The sequence below is a fragment of the Micromonospora sp. CNZ286 genome (assembly GCF_014207755.1).
Genome location: NZ_JACHIZ010000001.1, coordinates 3,560,618 through 3,582,314 on the forward strand (window position 1 = coordinate 3,560,618; position 21,697 = coordinate 3,582,314).

8 protein-coding genes are annotated in these 21,697 nt (G+C 76.1%); 2 read left to right on the forward strand and 6 right to left on the reverse strand.

Annotated features, from left to right (window positions below):
• Positions 1 to 30 precede the first annotated feature (30 nt).
• The 6 genes from FHX31_RS16245 to FHX31_RS16270 all read right to left on the reverse strand — a co-directional run bounded on the left by FHX31_RS16245 (position 31) and on the right by FHX31_RS16270 (position 18,601).
• Positions 31 to 5,481 (reverse strand): type I polyketide synthase, encoded by a 5,451-nt coding sequence (locus FHX31_RS16245; RefSeq protein WP_184976686.1) that lies wholly within the window; start codon positions 5,479 to 5,481, stop codon positions 31 to 33.
• Positions 5,482 to 5,510: 29 nt separating this feature from the next.
• The gene (locus FHX31_RS16250) at positions 5,511 to 9,014 is read right to left on the reverse strand and encodes a non-ribosomal peptide synthetase (RefSeq protein WP_184976687.1); all 3,504 of its coding nucleotides are present in this window, start codon (positions 9,012 to 9,014) and stop codon (positions 5,511 to 5,513) included.
• Positions 9,011 to 11,314 carry a lantibiotic dehydratase gene (locus FHX31_RS16255; protein ID WP_184976688.1) on the reverse strand — a complete coding sequence of 768 codons (2,304 nt, stop codon included), beginning with the start codon at positions 11,312 to 11,314 and terminating at the stop codon, positions 9,011 to 9,013. The genes FHX31_RS16250 and FHX31_RS16255 overlap by 4 nt, the downstream gene beginning before the upstream one ends.
• Positions 11,311 to 14,421 (reverse strand): thioesterase domain-containing protein, encoded by a 3,111-nt coding sequence (locus tag FHX31_RS16260; protein ID WP_184976689.1) that lies wholly within the window; start codon positions 14,419 to 14,421, stop codon positions 11,311 to 11,313. The genes FHX31_RS16255 and FHX31_RS16260 overlap by 4 nt, the downstream gene beginning before the upstream one ends.
• A complete protein-coding gene (locus tag FHX31_RS16265; protein ID WP_486481680.1) occupies positions 14,418 to 17,867 on the reverse strand; it encodes an AMP-binding protein in 3,450 nt (1,149 codons plus the stop codon). The genes FHX31_RS16260 and FHX31_RS16265 overlap by 4 nt, the downstream gene beginning before the upstream one ends.
• Positions 17,868 to 18,208: 341 nt before the next feature.
• Positions 18,209 to 18,601, reverse strand: a complete 393-nt coding sequence (locus FHX31_RS16270; protein WP_013477067.1) for a DUF2267 domain-containing protein — start codon at positions 18,599 to 18,601, stop codon at positions 18,209 to 18,211.
• A 148-nt stretch (positions 18,602 to 18,749) separates the two neighbouring features.
• On the opposite strand from FHX31_RS16270, the gene FHX31_RS16275 reads away from it, so the two are divergent.
• Both FHX31_RS16275 and FHX31_RS16280 read left to right on the forward strand, forming a co-directional pair.
• Positions 18,750 to 20,864: a molybdopterin-dependent oxidoreductase gene (locus FHX31_RS16275; protein ID WP_184976691.1), complete on the forward strand. Its 2,115-nt coding sequence runs from the start codon at positions 18,750 to 18,752 to the stop codon at positions 20,862 to 20,864.
• Positions 20,865 to 20,958: 94 nt separating this feature from the next.
• Positions 20,959 to 21,663 carry a CBS domain-containing protein gene (locus FHX31_RS16280; protein WP_184976692.1) on the forward strand — a complete coding sequence of 235 codons (705 nt, stop codon included), beginning with the start codon at positions 20,959 to 20,961 and terminating at the stop codon, positions 21,661 to 21,663.
• Positions 21,664 to 21,697 lie beyond the last annotated feature (34 nt).

Genomic DNA, 21,697 nt, shown 5'->3' on the forward strand with positions numbered 1-21,697 from the left:
TGCGGTGTCTCCTGGTTCTGGTCGGGGGTGTCAGCCGCGGGGCAGCCGCGGGATGGCCGGGATCGCCGCCGGGGCGGCCGGTGCGTCGGCGGGCGCCTCGGCGCGCAGCTCCTCGATCCGGGCGGCCAGGCCGGCCACCGTGGGGGTCTCGAAGAGGCTGCGCATCGGCAGCCGTACGCCTGTCGCCTTGCGCATGGCGGCGATGAGCTGCACGGCCACCAGCGAGTTGCCGCCGAGGGCGAAGAAGTCGTCGTCCACGCCGACGTCGGTGACGCCGAGGCCGTCGCGCCACACCTGGGCGATCGTCTTCTCCAGCTCGGTGCCGGGCGCAGCCGAGCCGCCGCCGCCGGCCGCGGCCGGGCCGGCCGGCGCGTCGGTCTCCTCGGCGAGGCTGTCGGTGGTGACCCGGGCCGCGCGGCGCCGGATGTCGGCGACGGTGCGGGTGGTGATCACCACCTGGGCGCCGAGACCGGCGGCGAGGCTGCGGCGGAACGCCTCCGCGCCGTCGACCGGGCGGATGTCCTCGGTGACCGGTGCCGCGGCGTCCGCGTCCGCCGCCGGGGCCTCGGCCAGGTTGCCGGTGACCGCGTCCTGGTCGACCCGGCGCAGCACGAAGTCGCTGATCGCGACCAGCTCCCGCCCGTCCGGGTCGCGCAGCGACAGGTCGGCGGCGACCACCTCGTCGGTGGCTGCGGGCCGGTGCCGCAGGTGACTGTGGAACGTCGCCGGCAGCGCGCCGCGCACCACGATCCGGCCGTACGACAGCGGCAGGTAGGTGCCGGAGCCCTGCCCGCGGCCGAACGCGGTGGCCACGTCCAGCAGCGCCGGGTGCATGCCCCAGGAGGGCAGGTCGCCGACCGCGGCGGCGGGTGCCTGCACCCGGGCCAGCTCCTCGCCGTCGGCGAGGTGGTGCTCGGCCAGCGCCGCCCAGCGCGGCCCGAACGTGAGCATGCTGGTGCGTCCCCGGCCGAACGAGGCGTCGTCGTCGACCCGCCGCCCGTTCACCGCGGGCACGGCGGCCGGCGGCGCCGCGTCGGTGGTCCACCCGGCGGTGCCGCGGACGTGGGTGCGCGCCTGGCCGGCGGCGAGGCTGGCGACGGCGAAGTCGGTGCCGTCCTCGGCCGGGGTCAGCTCGACCCGGTACTGGGCCACGGTGCCGTCCGGCACCGAGAACGGCTCCAGGAACACCACGTCCCGCAGCTCCACCGCGGCGTCCGGTCCCGGCGCGGGCAGCGCCGCGACCACCGCGGCGCGCACCGACTCCAGGTGGGCGGTGCCCGGCACCACCGGCACCCCGCCAATCCGGTGCTCGTCGAGCAGCCAGTGGGTGTCGGCCGAGACCAGGCCGTGCAGCACCGTCCCGTCCGGACCGGCCACCATCGTGGTGAGCACCGGGTGGGCGACCGCCGTGGTCACGGTGTCCCGCCCGGCGGCCCGGAACGCGGCAGGCGCGGCGGTCTCCACCGCCATGCCGACCTCGGCCCAGCCGCCCCAGTTCTGCGACACCACCGGCGCGCGGAACCCGGTGCCGGAGCGCGCGAAGGCGTCCAGGAAGTTGTTCGCGGCGCAGTAGTCGACCTGGCCGAACCCGCCGATCACCGCGGTGATCGAGGAGCAGAGCACGACGAAGTCCAGCGGCAGGTCGCCGAAGACCCGGGCCAGCGCCAGGGTGCCGGCCAGCTTCGGGGCCAGCACTCGCCGCGCCTCGTCGCGGTCCTTCACCTCGGCCATGCCGCCGCCGGGCAGACCGGCGGCGTGCACGATGCCGTCCAGCCCGCCGAACCGGCGCTCCGCCTCGTCGCGGACCCGGCGCAGGTCGTCGGCGTCGGTGACGTCGGCGGCGAGCACCAGCACCTCGGCGCCCGCGGCCTCCATCCGGCGGATCGCCGCGATGGCCCGCCCGGCCCGGTCGGCGCCGCCGTGCACCGCGAGGTGCGCGTCCCACTCGTCCCGCTCGGGCAGCCCGGAACGGGCCAGCAGGACCAGCTTGGCGCGGACCCGGCGGGCGAAGTCCTCGGCGAGGGTGACGCCGATGCCGCCGAGACCGCCGGTGATCAGGTACCGGCCCTCCTCGCGCAGCACGCCCGGCTCGTCCTCGGCGGCAACTGTGACCTGCTCGTAGCCGGCCAGCCAGCGCCGGTCGCCGCGCAGCGCCACCTCCGGGTGCTCGGCGTCGACCGGGCTGCGCAGCTCGGCCACCAGGGCGGCCACGCCGCGCGCGGCCGGGTCGGTGTCGAGCAGCCGCACGGTCAGGCCGGGCAGCTCGGCCGGGAGCACCCGGGCCAGGCCGGCCAGCGTGGCGTGCTCCGGGCGGGTCAGGTCGTCGCCGCGTACGTCGCCGATGCCGGCGGTGACCAGGTCCAGGCGGACGCCCGCCTCGTCGGCCGTCACACCGGCGCCGGCCAGGGCCTGCACCAGGTGCAGCGCGCCGAAGAAGCCGCGCTCCTGCGCCGCCCAGGCGGCCGCCGCGTCGGTGCCGGCCGGGTCGCCGTCGAGCGCGAACGCGTGCACGATCCGCCGGGGCAGGTCGGCGCCGAGCGCGGCGACCAGTTCCTCGGCGTCGGCGCGTACGCCGGGGCGCAGCCGGAAGCCGTTCGCGGTGGCGGTGAACGCCTCGCCGGCGCGTACCTCGACCGGGTCGTCGCCGGCGGCGCGCAACGCGGCCACGAGCGCCTCGCCGCGCGGGCCGTCGGCCAGCACCAGGCAGCGGCCCAGCGGCTCGGCCGTGCGGACCGGCGGGGCCTGCCGCCACGCCGGCACCGCGAACCACTCCGGCAGCGGGCGGGGGCCGGTCTCGACGGGCGCCGCGGCCAGCTCCTGCTCCGGGTCCGGGTCGATCCAGTAGCGGCGCCGCTCGAACGGGTACGTGGGCAGCGGCACCCGCCGCGCGTGCGGGTCGGCCGGGACGCTCACCGGCACCCCGGCGCACCACAGCGCGCCGGCCGTGCCGAGCAGCGCGGCCACGTCACCGGTCTGCTCGCCGGGGCCGGGCAGGCTGCCCAGCGGGGTCAGCGCGCGCTGTGCCTCGCCGGCCTTGGCGATCTGCATCCGGGCCAGGTTGGCCAGCTGCCGGCCGGGGCCGCACTCGACGAGCGCCCAGGTGCCCTCGGCGAGCAGCGTCGCCACGCACGCGCCGAAGCGGACCGGGCGGCGCAGGTGCGCGGCCCAGTACGCCGGGTCGGTGGCCTGCGCCTCGGTGATCCAGGTGCCTGTCACGTTCGAGACGAACGGCACCGCCGGGGCGCGCAGCGGCACTGTGGCCATCAGCGCGGTGAACTCGTCCAGGATCGGGTCCGTCATCGGCGAGTGGAACGCGTGCGAGGTGCGCAGCAGCTTCGACTTGTTCTTGCCGCCGAGGCTCGCCGCGAACTCCTCCACGAGCGCCGTCTCACCGGCGACCACACAGGTGCCGGGGCCGTTGACCGTGGCCACCGACAGGCCCTCGGGCAGCTTGCCGGTCACCTCCGACTCGTCGAGCGTGACCGCCAGCATCGAGCCGGCGGGCAGGGAGTGCATGAGGCGGCCCCGGGTGGCCACCACGCGCAGCGCGTCGGCGAGGTCGAGCACCCCGGCGACCGTCGCGGCGACGTACTCGCCGATGGAGTGGCCGATCATCGCGGCCGGGGTCACACCGGCGGCCCGCCAGGCGGCGGCGAGGGCGTACTCGACTGTGAACAGGGCGGGCTGGGTGTAGCGGGTCTCGGTGAGCTTGTCCGCCGCCTCCGGGTCGCGGCCGAGGATCAGGTCGCGGATGTCCAGGCCCAGCTCGGGGCGGAGCAGTTCGGCGCACTCGTCGACGGCGGCGGCGTACGCGCTGTCCTGCCCGTACAGTTCGGCGCCCATCCCGGCGTACTGCGAGCCCTGGCCGCTGAACAGGAACGCCACCCGGGGCGCGGGGCCGTCGGCGACGCCCCGGTGGCCCTTGCGCCGCTCGCGCAGCGCGGCGGCGGCGGACGCCGGGTCACCGGCGACCACAGCGGCGCGGTGGGCGTACACCTGGCGGCCGACGCGCAGCGTGTGCGCCACGTCGGCGAGCGCCACGTCGCTGCCGCTCTCCAGGTGGTCGGCGAGCCGCCGCACGGCGGTGTCCAACGCGGTCGGCGTCTTCGCCGACACCTGGAGCAGGTGCGCCGGGCGGGCGGACGGCTCGTGCCGCCCCGCGGCCGGGGCCTCCTCCAGCACCACGTGGGCGTTGGTGCCACCGATGCCGAAGGAGCTGACGCCGGCCCGGCGCGGTCCGCCGTCGGTGTCCCACTTGGTCAGCGTGTTCGCCACGTAGAACGGGGTGTCGGCGAAGTCGATGGCCGGGTTCGGCGTCTCGTAGTTGATGGTCGGCGGGATCAGCCCGTGCTCCATCGCCAGCACCGTCTTGATCACGCTGACGATGCCGGAGGGCTGGCTGAGGTGGCCGATGTTCGACTTCACCGAGCCGATGCCGCACCAGCCGCGCTCGTCGGTGTCCTTGGTGTAGACGGCGGACAGCGCGGCGACCTCGATCGGGTCGCCGAGCGCGGTGCCGGTGCCGTGCGCCTCCACATAGCTGATGCTGCGCGGGTCGACGCCGGCCAGCTCGACGGCCTGGGCGACGGCCTCCATCTGCCCGTCGATGCTGGGGGCGGTGAAGCCGACCTTCCCGGCGCCGTCGTTGTTGATCGCGTTGCCGAGCACGACCGCGCGGATGGTGTCGCCGTCGGCGATCGCGTCGGAGAGCCGCTTGAGCAGCGTCACACCGACGCCGCTGCCCCACACCGTGCCGTTCGCTCCGGCGTCGAACGGCCGGCACCGCCCGTCCGGCGAGGTGAAGCCGTCCATGCCGAGGTAGCCGACGTGCGGCAGCTCGATGTTGACGCCGCCGGCCAGGGCCATGTCGCACTCGCCGTTGCGCAGCGCCTCGCAGGCCAGGTGGAACGCCACCAGCGAGGTGGAGCAGGCGGTGTGCACGGTCATGCTGGGCCCGCGCAGGTCCAGCCGGTACGACACGTTCGTGGCCACGTAGTTCGGCGAGTTGCCGGTGGCGAGCGAGACGGCGCCGTGCGGATTCCCCCCGACCCGCTTGTTGCGGAACACGTTGCGGTGCAGGTACGTGTTGCCGCCGGTGCCGGCGTACACGCCCACCGCGCCGTCGTAGCGGCCCGGGTCGTAGCCGGCGTCCTGCAACGCGGTGTAGCAGGTCTCCAGGAACAGCCGGTGCTGCGGGTCGGTGATCTCGGCCTCGCGGGCGGTCATCCCGAACAGGCCGGCGTCGAACTGGTCGTAGCCGTCCACCAGCGGGGCGCGGTTGACCCAGCCCGGGTCGTCGACCTCCTGCGGCTGGGCGCCGCGGGCGAGCTGCTCCTCGCGGGACAGCTCGGTCGTCGACTCCACGCCGTCGACCAGGTTGCGCCAGAACTCGTCGACGTCGGCCGCGCCGGGGAGGCGGGCGGCGAGCCCGACGATGGCGATGGGCTCGACGCCGTCGTCGGCGGGAATGTCGTTCTGCATGGGAGTTCCTTCATTCACAAGGGATCGCGTCACGGGTGAGGTCGGCGTGGTGGCGGGGTACGGCGGGCGCGGCCCCGCCGGGCGGCGGCGCGCATGGCGGCGCGGGCCAGTTCCGGCCGGTCGGCGGCCCCGTCGAGGCTGGCGGCGAGCGCCCGTACGGTCGGGTGGCGGAACAGGTCGAGCATGGTGATCGAGCGGCCGGTGGCCTCGGTGAGGCGGGCGTGCACGGCGGCCAGGGCCATCGAGTGGCCACCGATGTCGAAGAAGTTGTCGCTCACGCCGACCGCGTCGCGGCCGAGCACGTCGCGCCAGATCCCGGCGATCAGCTCCTCGGTCGCGGTGAGCGCGTCCGACCCGGCGGGCAGCGGCGCGCGGGCCGGTTCGGCGGTGGCGACGCTCATCGCGCCGAGCGCCGCGACCCGTACCGCCGGGCGGGGCAGCTCGGGCGCGACCTCGGCGGCCGGGGCGTCCGGGTCGGCGGCGAGCGCGCCGACCAGGGCGGCCAGGTCGGCCAGCAGCGCTTCGATCCGCTCGCCCTCGAACAGGTCCGGGTTGTGCACCACCTCGACGCCGGCCCGCCCGTCGCGCTCCACCACGTAGACGGTCAGGTCGAACGGCGACCCGGGCTTCGGTACCGGCACCGGCTCGACGGCCAGGTCGGTCAGCGTCAGCCGGGGCGCGACGAAGTTGAGCACGTTGAACAGCACCTGCACCAGCGGGGCGCGGGAGGTGTCCCGGCCCACGCCGAGCGCCTCGACGATGCGTTCCAGTGGCGCGCCCGGGTGGGCGGTGACCTCGTGCAGTTCGGCGGCGGCCCGGTCGACCTGCTCGGCGAAGCTCGCGCCGCCGGAGCGGACCCGCACCGGCACGGTGTCGATGAAGAACCCGATCACCTCGTCGAACGCGGCCAGCCGCCGGTCGGCGACGATCGCGCCGAGCACGTGCTCGTCGCCGCCGGTGACGCGCCGCAGCAGCTCACCGAACGCGGCCAGCAGCACCGCCGCGACAGTGCTGCCGCGCGTCGCGGCCAGGTCGCGCACGGCCCGGTCGGCGGTCTCGTCCAGCCGTACCGCGGCCTCCGCGCCGGCGTACGTCTGCACGGCCGGGCGGGGACGGTCGCGGGGCAGGTCCAGCACCGTCGGCGCGCCGGCCAGGTGCGCGGTCCACCAGGCCAGGTCCGTCTCGCCCCGGCGCCGGTCCCGGTCGGCGCGCCACACCGCGTAGTCGGCGTACGTGGCGGGCAGCGGCGGGCGGCCCGGCACCGACCGGCCGAGCGCGCGGGCGTACGCGAGCGCCAGCTCGTCGTAGAGCAGCGCCTCGGACCAGCCGTCGAAGACCGCGTGGTGCACGGTCACCGCGAGCACGTGCTCCTCGGCGGCGAGCCGGAACACGGTCACCTGCCAGGGCGGGCCGGTGGCCAGGTCGAACGCGTGCCCGGCACCGGCCGCGAGCATGCCGGCCAGTTCGGCGTCCGGGTCGGCGGCGCCGGTCAGGTCGACCACCGGCACCGCCACGTCGGTGGGCTCCTCGCGGACCGCGTACGGCACCCCGCCGTTCTGCGGGATGCGCCAGCGCAGCACGTCGTGCCGTTCCGCGACGGCCCGCAGCGCGGCGCCGAGCGCGGTGACGTCCAGCGGCCCGCGCAGCCGGTGCGCGACGGCGATGTTGTACGGCGCGCTGGACGGGGCGAGCTGGTCCATGAACCACAGCCGCCGCTGCGGCGGGGACAGCGTCGGCGGATTGCCTGTGGTGAGCCCGTCGGCGTCGGCGGGGTCGGCGGCGCGGACCCGGTCCACGAGCGCGGCGAACGTGCGGTCGGCGAACAGCACCCGCGTGTCCACCTGCCGGCCCAGTTCCGCGCGCAGCGCGGCGACCAGCCGCATCGCGGCGACGGAGTTGCCGCCGGCGGCGAGGAAGTCGCTGTCCGGGGCGGGCGCGGCGCCGAGCAGCCGGGTCCAGACGCGCCGGACCGCCGCCGTCACCGGGTCGTCGTCGGCGGACGCGTCGGCCACGGCGGCCGGGGTGGCCGCGGCCAGCTCGCGCAGCGCCGGCCGGTCCAGCTTGCCGGTGGTCGCGCTGACCGGCAGCGCGTCCAGCCGCACCGTCCGGGCCGGCAGCATCGCGGTGGTCAGCCGCGTCGCGGCGTACGCCCGCAGCTCGTCGTCGTCGGGCGCGCCGGCCGGGGTGAGGAACGCGACCAGCTCGGCGCCGGCCGGGCCGGGTACCGCCTCCACCGCGACGCGCTCGACGCCCGGGTGGGCGGCGAGCACCGCCTCGATCTCGCCCAGCTCGATGCGCTGGCCGCGGACCTTCACCTGGCGGTCGGCGCGGCCGAGGTAGACGATCCGGCCGTCCGGGCCCTGCCGGACCAGGTCACCGGTGCGGTAGAGCCGCTCGCCGGGGACGTCGCCGAACGGGTCGGGCACGAACCGCTCGGCGGTGAGGCCGGGCCGGTTGAGGTAGCCGTCGGCCAGGCCGGGCCCGCCGATCAGCAGTTCGCCGGTCTCCCCCGCCGGCACCGGACGCAGGTCGGCGTCGACCACGTACGCCCGGTGGTTGGGCAGCGGCCGGCCGATCGGCATCGGGTCGGTGTCGGCCGGGGTGAGGTCGCAGGTGACCGCCAGCACGGTGGTCTCGGTCGGGCCGTAGCCGTTGAGGAACCGCCGGCCGGGCGCCCAGCGGGCGACCAGCTCGGCCGGGACCGCCTCGCCGCCGCAGAGCAGCACCCGCCACGACGGGAACCCGGCCGGGTCCAGCAGCGACAGCACGGTCGGGGTGATGAAGCCCCAGGTGACCTCGTGCTCGGCGACGAACCGGGCCAGCCGTACCGGGTCGGCCCGGTCGTCGGCGCCGAGCAGCTGCACCGCGCCGCCGAGCGTGAGCGGCACGAACAGGTCCATGGTGGCCGCGTCGAAGCCGAGCGAGGCGATGCCGAGGCTGCGGACCGACGCGTCGGCCCCGGTCAGCGCGCTCACGCCGGTGACGAACTCGACCGCGTTGCGGTGGGTGGTCAGCACGCCCTTCGGGCGGCCGGTGGAACCGGAGGTGAACAGCACGTACGCCGGGTCGCCGGGGCGGGCCGGGCAGGGCGCGAGCGGGGCCGGGCCAGGCAGGCCGAGCGCCGTCACGCCGGGCTCGTCGCCGAACTCGGCCGCCGCCGCGTCACCGACCACCACGCGTACGCCCGCGTCGCGGGCGATCCCGCGCAGCCGCGCCCGGGGGCCGCCCGGCTCCAGCGGCACGTACGCGGCGCCGGCGAGCAGCACGCCCACCACGGTGACCACGAGGTCGGGGGTGCGCGCGCCGCACACGCCGACCCGGTCGCCCCGGCCGACGCCGTGCTCGCGCAGCGCGGCGGCCACCCCGGCGGCCCGGTCGACGAGCTGCCGGTAGGTGAGCCGGGTGTCCCACTGGCGCACCGCCACCGCGTCCGGGGTACGGGCCGCCTGCGCGGTGACCAGGTCGGCCAGGGTGGCGTCCGGCCACGGCAGGTCCGGGCCGTGGACGGCGCTGACGGTCAGGGTGTCGGTCACCGGAGTGCTCCAAGCTGCTCGGCCGGGTCGGTGATCTGGAGGCGCAGTTCGCTGACGTAACCGCGCCCCCGGGCGTCGGGCACCCACGCCTCGGTGGGTGCGGGCAGCAGTTCGGAGACCACCACCGGCACGTCCGGGCCGGTACGCAGCGCGGCGTCGACCATCGCGCACAGCGACTGCGCGTACAGCGGGCCGGTCAGGTCCACGTAGCAGGGCTTGATCTCGGTGCCGACCTTGACGAACACCCGCTCGGGCAGGCCGGTCTCGGCGCGCCAGCGGCGTACCGCCAGGTAGCGGGCGGTCTCGTCGGCGTGGCCGCCCAGCCCGCACGCCCCGGCCGTGGTACGCCAGGTACGCCGGGCCACGACCAGCCGGTCGATGGTGATGCGGGGCGTGTACGCGGCGGCGCCGAGCAGCTTGAACGCGTCCAGCAGCAGCGAGCCGAGCAGCGTGGCGAACACCTCCATCAGCGGCCAGCGGGCGCCGTCGGGGAAGACCGCGGTGAGCTGGTCCCCGGTGCGTTCGACCACCACGGCGGTGGCCGGAACCAGGCGGTCCACGTCGGCGCCGTGCGCGGTGTCGATGCCGAGCTGACGGTCCGCCGGGCCGGTCAGCGCGTACGTGGTGCGGGTGGTGCGGCGGGGGAAGCTGTCCGGCCAGAGCACCCGCAGCCGGACCGGACCCAGGTCGGCGTCGAGGTCGGCGCGCAGCGCGGCCGGGTCCGGGTGGAACGGGCTGAGCACCGCGCTGTCGAACGCGACCGAGGCCGGGTGCAGCTCGCCGAGCACCAGCAGGAAGTCGCCGCGCTCGACGGCCTCCGGCGAGGCCGCACTGAGCTGCACGTCCGGGTTGTGCAGCCGGGCCGACGGCCAGCCGGGCCGCTCGGCCGGGAAGAGTTCCCGGGCCCGTTCGGTCAGGTCCGCGGCGCGCAGCCGCAGCTCCGCCTGCCCCTCGGGCAGGTCGGCCAGGCCGAACAGCTCGGCCCAGCGCGCGGTGAGCGTGGCGCCGGCCCGGCCGATCGGGCCGTCCGGGGCCACGAGCGTGCCCTGGGCCAGCAGCCACAGGTCGGCCAGCCGCACCGGGCCGTCGGCGGCCAGTTCCTCGTGCAGCTCGGTGAAGAGCTCGCCGCAGCGGGCGGCGACCTCGCCGGTGAACCAGCGGGCGGTACGCAGCACCACCGCCATCGGCTCGGCCAGCGCGTCGATCACCGCCGACCCGATCCGGAACTCCAGGTCGCGGGCGGTCTCCTCGTAGCAGACCGTGCGGGCGGCGTACATCTGTCCGCTGTGCCGGGTGGCCGGGCGGCCGGTGACGGCGGTGAACTCGGCGTTGAGCGCGGCGAGCGCGGCACCGAGCCGGTCCGGGTCGCCGGCCGCGGCGGTCACCTCGTCACGGGCGGCGCGGAGCCGGCCGAACTCGGCCGCCGTCGCGGCACGGACCGGCTCGTCGCCGATCGCGGCGATCCGCGCGGCGAGCACCTGCTCGGCGTCGGGCGCGATCGGCAGGTTGGCGCCCCAGCTGAGCCGCCCGCGCTCCACCCACCGGTCCAGCAGCAGGTAGACGTCGTCGGGACTGTGCACCTCACCGGCGTCGCAGAGCCGGTGCGCCAGCTCCAGCGCCGGGGTCCGCCCGTCGCAGGCGCCGAGCAGCAGCGCCTCGACCGGGGTCAACGCGATCGGCGGGTGCAGCGGCGCCCGCAGTTCCCGTCCGGCGACGGTCAGGTGCGGTTGCAGGGCGGGTGCCCACCAGCGGCGGACCGCGAGGTCGTCGGCGAGCCGGTCGGCGTACGCGATGAGCGCCCACGCCTCGAAGTACACCCGCCGCCGGTGCACCAGCGCGGCGCCGGGCGCGGTGTGCACGCCGGGCCGGGTGGCGTCGAACGTGCCCCAGCAGACCGGGCCGAAGAAGCCGATCGTCTCGGCCTTGCCGCAGTAGCGCTGCCAGTAGCGCAGCAGGCTCAGCTCGCGCTTGCGGCGGCGGACGTTGCGGACCTGCGGGTCGGTGCGCAGCAGCCCGTCCAGCGCGATGAGCATGTCCGGGTTCTGCCAGGTCACCGCCTCGCGCAGCAGCGGGTCGGCGGCCAGCTCGCCGGCCACCGCGGAGGACTCGGCGAACGCGTCGCCCAGCGCCTTGCCGAACACCTCGGGGCCGGTGTCACCGGCGAGCAGCGCGTCCGCGGCGGCGGCGCAGTCCGGCGCGGCGAACCGGTCCAGCCCGGCGGCCGGGAAACCGGCGGTACGCAGGACCACGTCCCGCCACACCGACCAGCCGGTGTCGCCCAGGGGCAGCAGATGGCTCACCGGTGGTCCTCCCGCCGGGCGTCGGTGATGTGCAGGCGCAGCTCGCTGAAGTAGCGGCGGCCCTGCCCGTCGGGCACCCACGCCTGCTCCGGTGCGGGCAGCATCTCGCTGACCGTGAACGACACGTCGTCGCCGCCGTCGACCCGGGCGGCGCGCACCATCGCGCACAGCGTGGTGGCGAACGCCGGCGCGGACAGGTCCACGAAGCACGGCTTGGTCTCGGTGCCGAGCTTGACGTACACCTGCTCGGGCAGGCCGAGGCGGCGCCGCCAGTCCCGGACGGCGAGGAAGCGGTCCCGCTCGCCGTCCGGCACGGCGAGGCCGCTCTCGCCCACCGTGGTCCGCCACGTCTGCCGGGCCAGCACCAGCCGGTCCACTGTGATCCGGGGCGTGTACGGCGCGGCGGCGACCAGCTTGAACCCGTCCACGGCGTGCGCGCTGAGCGGCTCGGCGAAGATCTCGACGAGCGGCCAGCGCTGCCCGTCCGAGGCGGTGGCGACCAGCTCGCCGTCCACCTCCTCGACGACCAGGTCGACTGTGGGCAGCACGCGGGCCGGGTCGGCGCCCGGGGCGTCGAGGAACGCCAGGTGCCTGTCGGTCGGGCCGGTCAGCGACTCGGCGGTACGGCTGGTGCGCCGCGGCCAGTCGGCCGGGAACAGCAGCCGCACCCGCCGCTGCCCCATGTCCACCGCGAGCGCGTCGCGTAGCCGCTCCACGTCCGGGTGCGACGGGGTGAACACCGCGCAGTCGAACGACGACCAGGCGGCGTGCAGCTCACCGAGCACCACCGTGTAGTCGCCGCGCCGCAGCGCGTCCGCGTCGGTGGCACAGATCTGCAGGTCGGGGCTGTGCATGGCGGCGTTGGACCACCCCGGACCGTCGCCGGGGAACACGGCGTCGATCCGGCCGGCGAGGTCGGCCGCGCGCAGCCGTACGTCGGTGGTGCCGGCGGGCAGCGTGTCCAGGCCGAACAGTCCGGCCCACCGGGCCGCGAAGTCCGCCGCCACCGCGTCGACCGGCCGGTCCCCGTCGCCCCAGAACATCCCCTGGGCCAGGAACCACAGGTCGGCCAGCGGCACCGGGCCGCGGGACTCGGCGCGCAGCTCCTCGTACAGGCCGCGCAGCACGTCCAGGTAGGCGCGGGCGAGCGCGTTGGCCAGCCAGCGGGCGGCGCGCAGCAGCACGTCCAGCGGGGCGGCCAGCTCGGCCAGCAGCGGCGCGCCGAACACCACGTCCAGGTCCCGGGCGCTGTCCTCGTAGCAGACCGTGCGGCCGGCGTACATCTGTCCGGCCCGGCGCACCGCGGGCACGCCGGTCAGCTCGGTGAACGTGGCGTCCAGGGCGTCCAGGGCGGTCCGCAGCCGGTCCGCGTCGCCTGCCGCGGCGGCGACGTCGTCGCGGGCGGCGCGCAGCTGGTCGAACCCGGCGCGGGCGGCGGCGCGGGCCGGGTCGTCGCCGATCGCGTCGATGCGGTCGGCCAGCACCCGCTCGGCGTCCGGGCTCACCGGCAGGGCCGCGTCCCAGGTGATCAGTTCCCGTTCGACCAGCCGGTCGAGCAGCGCGTAGCCGTCCTCCGGGCGGCGCAGCCCGATCGCCGGGTCGGCGACCAGGTCGGCGGCGGCGCGCCGGCCGTCGGCCGCGCGGAGCAGCGCGGCCTCGACCGGGGTCAGTGTCAGCGGCGGGCGGCCGGGCCGCAGCACGTCGCGGTCCCGGACGGCCAGGTGGGCCCGCAGCATCGGCGGCCACCACCGCCGCACCGCCAGGTCCGCGCCGATCCGTTCGGCGTACGCGGACAGCGCCCACGACTCGAACCACACCCAGCGCCGCCGGGTCAGGCTGTCGCCGGGGTTGACTCGGGCAACTTCCGGCTGCGCGGGATCGACAGTGACCCAGCAGCTGGGGCCGAAGAAGCCCACAGTCTCGTTCTTGCCGCAGTAGCGCTGCCAGTACTTCAGCAGCGCCCGTTCCCGGTCGCGGCGGCGCACGTTGCGGGCCGCGTCGGCGCCGCCGCGCACCAGCCCGTCGAACGCCACCAGCGCGCCCCGGTTCTGCCAGGTGACCGCCTCGCGCAGCAGCGGGTCGGCGGCCAGCTCGCTGAACCGCTGCGCGCCGGCGCGCAGCGCCTCCTCGAACTCCTTGGTGAACCGGTCCTCACCGGCGCCGGTGGCCAGCAGCTCGTCGGCCGCCGCGGCGGCCCGGGGCGCGGTGAACAGCTCCAGCCCGTCGGCCGGGAAACCGGTGGTCCGCAGCATCGCGTCGCGCCACACCGACCAGCCGGTGCCGCCGAGCGGAACCCGGTGCGCGGCGCCGGCGGTCCCGCGACCGGCGGCGCGCACCGGGTCCGGACCCGCGTCCGGCGTGCCGGGGCGGGTGTCGGTGGGCGCGGCGGTCAGGTCGGCCCGGATCAGCGCGACCAGCTCGGTCAGCCGGTCGTGCAGGAAGAAGTGACCGCCGTCCAGCTCGTGCAGGGTGAACCCGGCCGCGGTGTGCTCGGCCCAGGCGGCGCTCTGCTCCCGGCTGACCGCCCGGTCGGTGCGGCCGGCGAACACGACGATCGGCACCGGCAGCGGCTCGCCCGGCACGTGGCGGTAGTCGTCGACCCGGCCGAAGTCGGCGCGCAGCAGCGGCAGCAGCAGTTCCACCAGCTCGGGGTGGTCGAGCAGTTCGGCGGGCAGGCCGCCGCCCTCGCCGAGGCGGCGCAGCAGCTCGTCGTCGCCGGCCCGGGACAGCCCGTCGAACGGGCCGGGCGTGGCGACGTGCGGGGCGCGCGCGCCGCCGACGTAGAGCCGCAGCGGCAGCGGGCGGCCGGTGCGGCGCAGCTCACGGACCACGTCGAAGCCGAGCCGTCCGCCCATCGAGTGGCCGTAGATCGCGTACGGGCGGTCGGCACGGGAGGCGATGGCGTCGGCCACCTCGGCGACGCTGAAGCGCGGGTCCTCGGTGATCCGGTTCTCCCGGCCGGGCAGTTGCACCGGCACCACGTCGACGCTCGGACCGAACTCGGCCGCCCAGCGCCGGAACGCGCTGGCGCCCGCTCCGGCGTAGGGCAGGCAGAACAACCGCACCGGCGCCTCGGGTCGGCTTCCGGCGGAGACGAACCAGTTCACCGCGGACCTTTCTGCACGGGGTCGATCCAGTGCCGGCGGCGCTGGAACGGGTAGGTGGGCAGTCCGGTGCGCCGGACCGTGCCCTCGGGGTGCAGCGCGTGCCAGTCGACGTCGCGCCCGGCGACCCACTCGGCGGCCGTCTCGCGCAGCGGGCCGCCGTCACCGGCGATGCGGGCGCCGGTGTCCAGCAGCACGTCCAGCGCGGAGAGCGCGGCCGGCAGGTCGGCGGCGACCACCGCCGCCCGGTGGGCGAACGCCCGCCGGCCCAGCGCCAGCGTGGCGGCCACGTCGGACAGTGCCGGGGCGGCCCCGGCGAGGTGGCTGCGCAGGCGGGCCAGCGCGGCCCGCAGCGCCGCCGGGGTACGCGCGGAGACCGGCAGCAGCCACGGTCCCCCGCCGGGCGGGTCGGCCGGCTCGGCGGGCGGCGGCTGTTCCACCACGACGTGCGCGTTGGTGCCGCCCAGGCCGAACGCGCTCACTCCGGCGACCCGGCGCGCGTCGTCCGGCCAGTCCCGCGCCTTGGTGGGCACGTAGAAGGGTCCGGCGGCCAGGTCGATCTCCGGGTGCGGGCGGGTGAAGTGCAGGTTCGGCGGGATCACCCCGTGCCGGACGGCCAGCACCGTCTTGATCAGCCCGGCGATGCCGGCCGCGGCGTCGAGGTGACCGATGTTGGTCTTCACCGAGCCGAGCGCTGTGGACTCGGCGGGCGCGGCGCCCGCGTACACCTCGTGCAGCGCGGCGACCTCGATGGCGTCGCCGAGTGGCGTACCGCTGCCGTGGCCCTCGACGAAGCGGACCTCGCCGGGTGCGACCTCGGCGGTGGCGAGCGCGTTCGCGACGGCGGCGGCCTGTCCGGCCGGGCCGGGTACGGCGAAGCCGGCCCGGTCCGGGCCGTCGTTGGTGACCGCCCAGCCCGGCAGGATCGCGTAGATGCGGTCGCCGTCGGCCTGCGCGTCGGAGAGCCGGCGCAACGCGACCACGCCCGCGCCGGAGCCGAAGCCGGAGCCGGCGGCGGCCTCGTCGAAGGCGCGGCACCGGCCGTCGGGCGAGGCGAGCCCGCCCGCCCGGTGCCGGGGCCACATCACCGTGGACCCGCCGGCCAGCGCCAGGTCGCACTGGTAGTCGGCGAGGCTCTGCGCGGCGACGCACACCGCGACGAGCGAGCTGGAGCAGGCGCTCTGCACGGCCATCGCCGGGCCGGTCAGGCCGAGCCGGTAGGCCACCTGACCGGGCAGGTGGTCGGTGAACTGGCGGCCGACGAGCCGGGCCTCCCAGTCGTCCGGGTCGACGTCGCCGACCACCGCCGGGTTGTCCATGAGGTGGAACAGGAAGTAGCGGTTGGCCGAGGTGGCGGCGTAGACGCCGACCAACCCGGGGAAGCGCGCCGGGTCGTGCCCGGCGTCCTCCAGGGCCTCCCAGGCGGTCTCCAGGAACAGCCGGTGCTGCGGGTCGGTGCGGGCGGCCTCGTCGGCGCCGAAGCCGAAGAAGTCGGCGTCGAAGTCGGCCACCCCGTCGAGGCGGCCGGTGGCGCGGACGTGCCGGGGGTCCGCGCGCAGGGCCGGGCCGACACCGAGCGCGGCCAGCTCCTCGTCGGTGTGGTCGTGCACCGAGTCGACGCCGGTGCACAGGTTCCACCAGAACGTGGCCACGTCGGGCGCGCCGGGGAACCGCCCGGCGACGCCGACCACGGCGATCTCGTCGCCGGTGTAGTCGCGGGCGGCGCGCACCGGCGCGGCGGGCGCGGGCAGCACCGGGGCGCGGACGGCCTCGGGTGGGGCGTCGAGCAGCGCCGCCTGGGTGGCGACGGTCGGGTGGTCGAACAGGCGCAGCATCGGCAGGCGTACGCCGAACCGCTCGGCGAGGCGCTGCTGCACCTGGCCCAGCAGCAGCGACTGCCCGCCCACGTCGAAGAAGCTGGCGGTGCGGGCGACCGCGTCGCGGCCCAGAACCGCGCACCAGATGTCGTGCACGGCGCGTTCGGTGTCGGTGGCCGGGGCCTCCTCGGCGGGCACCTCGGTGACCGGGTCGGGCAGCGCCCGCTCGTCGATCTTGCCGGTGACGGTGAGCGGGAACTCGTCGACCACCACCACCGCGCGGGGCACGGCGTAGTCGGGCAGCGCGGCGGTCAGCGCCGCGCGCAGCGCCGCCGGGTCCGGGCGGGCGCCGGCCGGGCGGGCGTACGCGAGCAGCTCGCCGTCGCGCACGATCGCGCGCACGCCCGCCACGCCGGGCTGGGCGGACAGCACCGCTTCGATCTCGGTCAGCTCGACCCGGTGCCCGCGCACCTTGACCTGCCGGTCGAGCCGGCCGAGGCAGACCAGTTCCCCGCCGGGCAGCAGCCGGCCCAGGTCACCGGTGCGGTACGACAGCAGCCCGTCGGCGTCGGCGCCGAACCGGTCGCTGTCCTGGTTGAGGTAGCCGGGGGCGAGGTGGCGGCTGCGGACCACGATCTCGCCGGTGTCCGGGGCGAGGTCCAGCCGGTAGCCGGGGAACGCGACACCCACCGGCAGCGGCCCGCGGGCATCAGGGTCCACCTCGGACAGCTGCTGCACGTGCCGGGCGGCGAACGTCATCTCGGTGGCGCCGTAGCCGTTGACGAGCACGCAGCCCGGGGCGAAGCGGTCCCGGCCACGGGCCGCGTCGGCCCAGGTGGCCTGCTCGCCGCCGAGCAGCACCGCCCGCACCGTGGGCAGCCGGCGCGCGCCGAGCGTGTCGAGCAGGAAGCGGTAGACGGTGGGCGTGCAGTGCAGCACCGTGGCGCGGTGCCGGTCGAGCTGGTCGACGGCGTGCGCCAGCCCTTGGCGGCGCAGGTCGACCGGTACGACTGCGGCGCCGGTGAGCAGCGCCGGGTAGAGGTCGGGGATGGCGGCGTCGAAGCTGAACGACGCGAGCAGGCTGAGCCGGTCGTCCGGGCCGACGCCGAGCGCGGCGATCTGGTTGTCGACGACGTGGGCCAGGTTGCGGTGGGTCTGTCCGACCGCCTTGGGTACTCCGGTCGAGCCGGAGGTGAACAGCACGTACGCCAGCGCGTCCGGGTCGGCCGCGACCGGGCGCAGCGGGGCCGGCGGCGCCTCGTCCAGCGCTACGACCGGGCGCCCGGCGGCCAGTGTGGAGGCGAGGTCGCGGTGCTCGGCGGCGCAGGCCACCGCGGTGACCCCGGCGGCGTCGACCATGTGGCGCAGCCGCGCGACCGGGAAGCCCGGGTCCAGCGGCACGTACGCGCATCCGGTCGCGAGGGCGCCGAGCATCGCCGCCACGGTGGGCGCACCGTGTGCGGTGAGCAGCGCGATCCGGTCTCCGGCGCGCAGGCCCGCGGCGGCGAACACGGCAGCGTGCCCGCCGGCCGATCCGGCCAGCTCGGTGTAGGTGACCTCGTGGGTCTCACCGAGAAGTGCCGGACGTCCGCCGTGTACCGCCGAGATCGCGCCGAAACGATTGATGATCATCGTCTCTGCCATGTCAGGAAGCGGGTTGCGCTCCACAGAGGGCAGGCAGGCAGCAATCGACGAATGTGATCATTGATCCCCCCCAGGACTTCACATTGGAAGCAGAATATGGCTCGATCCGTGCGCCGGAAGAGCGGCGATGAGGCTTGAGCCGAAGAGGGGACGGCACCTTGGAACCTCGGACGGAGGAATTCGTCCGATCATCCCTCTAGCGCGTAGACGTTTTTCAGCGTACGTGACAACCGACAAATTATTTTACGGTGAAAATACTTCCAGGCTGTGGAATCTTTCGCCGCGACGGCCTCGGTGCCGCAGCTCGACCCGGATCGCGGGGAGCCTGCTCAGACATCGTACGGCGGTCGTGGGATGGGGTCCACCATGGCGTCGAAGCCCTTCGGGAGCTGCGCGACGAGGTCGTGGAACTCCCCCACCGTCACCGTGTCGCGCAGCGTCGCGAGCACCGCGACGGCACCCACCTCGGCGACCGCCGGGTCCACCGCCGCGCGTTCGGCCACGCGGTACAGGAAGTCGACAGCGCCACCGGTGGTGGCGGTGCCGGCGGGCTCCAGATAGCCGCCCACGTCGTCCGGCAGCTGCGCGGCCAGGTCCGTCGTCTCGTCCGCGGTGATCCGGTCGGCGAGGGTCTGCAACACGGCACGGGAGACGGTCGCGGCCTCGTCAGTGGGCAACTCGGCCCGCCGCGCCACCGCCTCGACGAACAGGGGGAACCGCATCCCACCCCTCCCCTCGCCGCCGGCGGGCACCACGCCCACAGCGGTCGGCCCCGGCGGGTACCCGCCCCCACCCCGGCCAAACGCCCCACCCAGCGGGAGGCGGAAAAGTCGGAGGGCAGGTGACCGGTCGCGTCGGTAGCATCCGCCCATGGCCCCCGTCACGACCCACCCCGGCGCCTGCCCGCTGGACTGCCCGGACACCTGCGTCTGGCAGCTCACAGTCGACGACGGCCGGGCGGTCGCGCTGCGCGGCGACCGCGACCACCCGTTCACCAGGGGCGCGCTCTGCGGCAAGGTGAACCGCTACCTGGACGCGGTGAACGGGCCGGACCGGCTCACCACGCCCTGGGTCCGCACCGGCCCGAAGGGCACCGGCCGGGTCGCGTACCGGCCGGCGAGCTGGGACGAGGCCCTCGACCGGGTGGCCGCCGGGCTGCGCACGAGCATCGAGCGGGACGGCCCGGAGTCGGTGCTGCCCTACTACTTCGCCGGCACCATGGGCCTGGTTCAGGGCTGGACCATGGGGCCCCGGCTCTTCGCCCACCTGGGCGCGTCCCGGCTGGACACCACCATCTGCACGGCGGCGGCGCGGGCGGCGCTGCGCTCGCTCTACGGCGCCTCGGTCGGCTTCGAACCGGAGTCGATCGTCGAGGCGAACCTGATCGTGCTCTGGGGCGCCAACCCGCTCGTCACCAACCTGCACCTGTGGCCGTTCGTGCAGCAGGCCCGCGAGCGCGGCGCGTACGTGGTGACGATCGACCCGCTGCGCACCGACACGGCGGCCCGCAGCGACGAGCACGTCGCGCCGCTACCAGGCACCGACGCGGCGCTCGCTCTCGGGCTGATGCGGCACGTCCGCGACGCCGGGGCGGCCGACGAGGCGTGGCTGGCCGCGCACACCACCGGCTGGCCGGAACTGCGCGCCCGGCTCGACGACTGGCCGGTGGAGCGGGCCGCCGCCGAGTGCGGCCTGCCGGCCGGGACGATCCGCCGTCTCGGTGAGCGGATCGCCACCACCCGGCCCACAGCGGTACGGGTCGGGCTGGGCCTGCAACGGCACCACGGCGCCGGGCAGGCGATCCGGGCGATCTGCGCGTTGCCGCTGGTCACCGGCGACTTCCGGTACCCCGGCGGCGGGGCGCTGGTGACCACCAGCGGCCACCACCGCGTCGACAACGGCCCGGTGATCCGGCCGGCCGGCATGCCCGCCCCGCCGGCCCGGTCGCTGAACATGAGCCGGCTGGCCGCGGTGCTCACCGAGGAGGCCGACCCGCCTGTCACCTCGCTGGTGGTGTTCAACGCCAACCCGGCGGCGACCGCCCCGGACCAGGCCCGGCTGCTGACCGGGCTCGGCCGCGCCGACCTGTTCACAGTGGTGCTGGAGCAGCGCTGGACCGACACCTGCGACTACGCCGACGTGGTGCTCCCGGCCACCATGCAGCCCGAGCACCTGGACCTCCAGACGTCCTACGGGCACCACTACACGACGCTGAACCTGCCGGTCACCCGCGCGCCGGGCGAGGCGCTGCCGAACACCGAGATCTTCCGGCGGATCGCCGCCGCGCTCGGGATCGACCACCCGGCGTTCCGGGACAGCGACGAGGACCTGGCCCGGCAGTTGCTGGCCGACGCCCCGATCACGTACGAGGAGCTGCGCGAGCGCACGTACGCCCGGCTCACCGGCGTGCCGGTGGGTTCCGCGCCGTACGCCGAGGGCGGTTTCCCCACCCCGGACGGGCGGGCCCGGCTGCACGACCCGGCGCTCGCAGCGCTCGGGGTGGACCCGCTGCCCGGGTACACGCCACCGGCCGAGGCGGCCGACCCGGAGCTGGCCCGCCGGTTCCCGCTGACGCTGCTCACCCCGGCCAACCGTTACCTGATGAACTCCACGTTCGCGTCGCTGCCGTGGCACACCCGCCGCGCCGGGCCGCCCCTGGTGCACCTGCACGCGGACGACGCGGCGGCGCGCGGGCTCGCCGACGGCGACGCGGTACGGGTGCACAACGACAGGGGCGCGTTCCTCGCCGCGGTGGCGGTGGACGAGGCGACCCGGCCGGGGTGCGCGTTCACGTACAAGGCGTACTGGGCGCGACGCAGCCCGGGGCGGTCCACCGTCAACGCGGTCACCGGCGTCCGGGACACCGACCTGGGCGAGGCGCCCACGTTCCACGACTGCCGGGTGGAGGTCGAGCCGGTGCCGGCCGAGTTGCTGACCGCCGAGCCGCCCCTCGACGAGGTCGCGGAGCCCGTCGCGGCTGGGTGATTCGGGACCTCCGGCCCCCTGACCTGGTCTTTGCGCCCCTGCTCCGGCCCGTCGCCGCCGCCTAGCGTCGGAGGCGGACACAGGGAGGTTCGCCATGCGTACGTGGCAGGTGCAGGACGTGATGACCAGGGACGTGGCGTCGGTACGGGAGGGCACGGAGTACCGGGAGATCGTCGACGTGCTGACCGGACGGCACGTCACGGCGGCGCCGGTGGTGGACGAGACCCGCCGGGTGCTCGGCGTGGTGTCCGAGGCGGACCTGATGTACAAGGTGGAGTTCCTGGGCCAGCCCCGGGAGCGGCGGATCCTGCCGGACCGGCACCGCCGCGAGGCGCGGGCGAAGGCCGGCGCGACGCTCGCCGCCGACCTGATGACCGCTCCCCCGGTCACCATCACGCCGGACGCGACGATCGTGGAGGCGGCCCGGCTGATGGACGCGCGCGGCGTGAAGCGGCTGCCGGTGGTGAACGACCTCGGCCGGCTGGTCGGCATCGTCACCCGCGGCGACCTGCTCAAGGTGCACCTGCGCCCGGACGCCGGCATCCGGCGGGACGTGGTCGAGGAGGTGCTGTGGCGCAGCCTCGGCGTCCGCGACGGCGTGGTGGACGTGACAGTCGACAGGGGCGTGGTGACGCTCACCGGCCAGGTGGAGTGCCGGTCCACCGCGCAGCTCGCGGTCCGGCTGACCCGGCAGGTCAGCGGCGTGGTCGAGGTGGTCGACGCGCTCGGCTACGCGATCGACGACGCGCCGATGTCGGCGCTGCGCATCGGCGGCGCCACCCCGGCCGGCATCGCCTGAGCCCTGGACGGCCCGGTGGGCGCCGGCGTGCCCG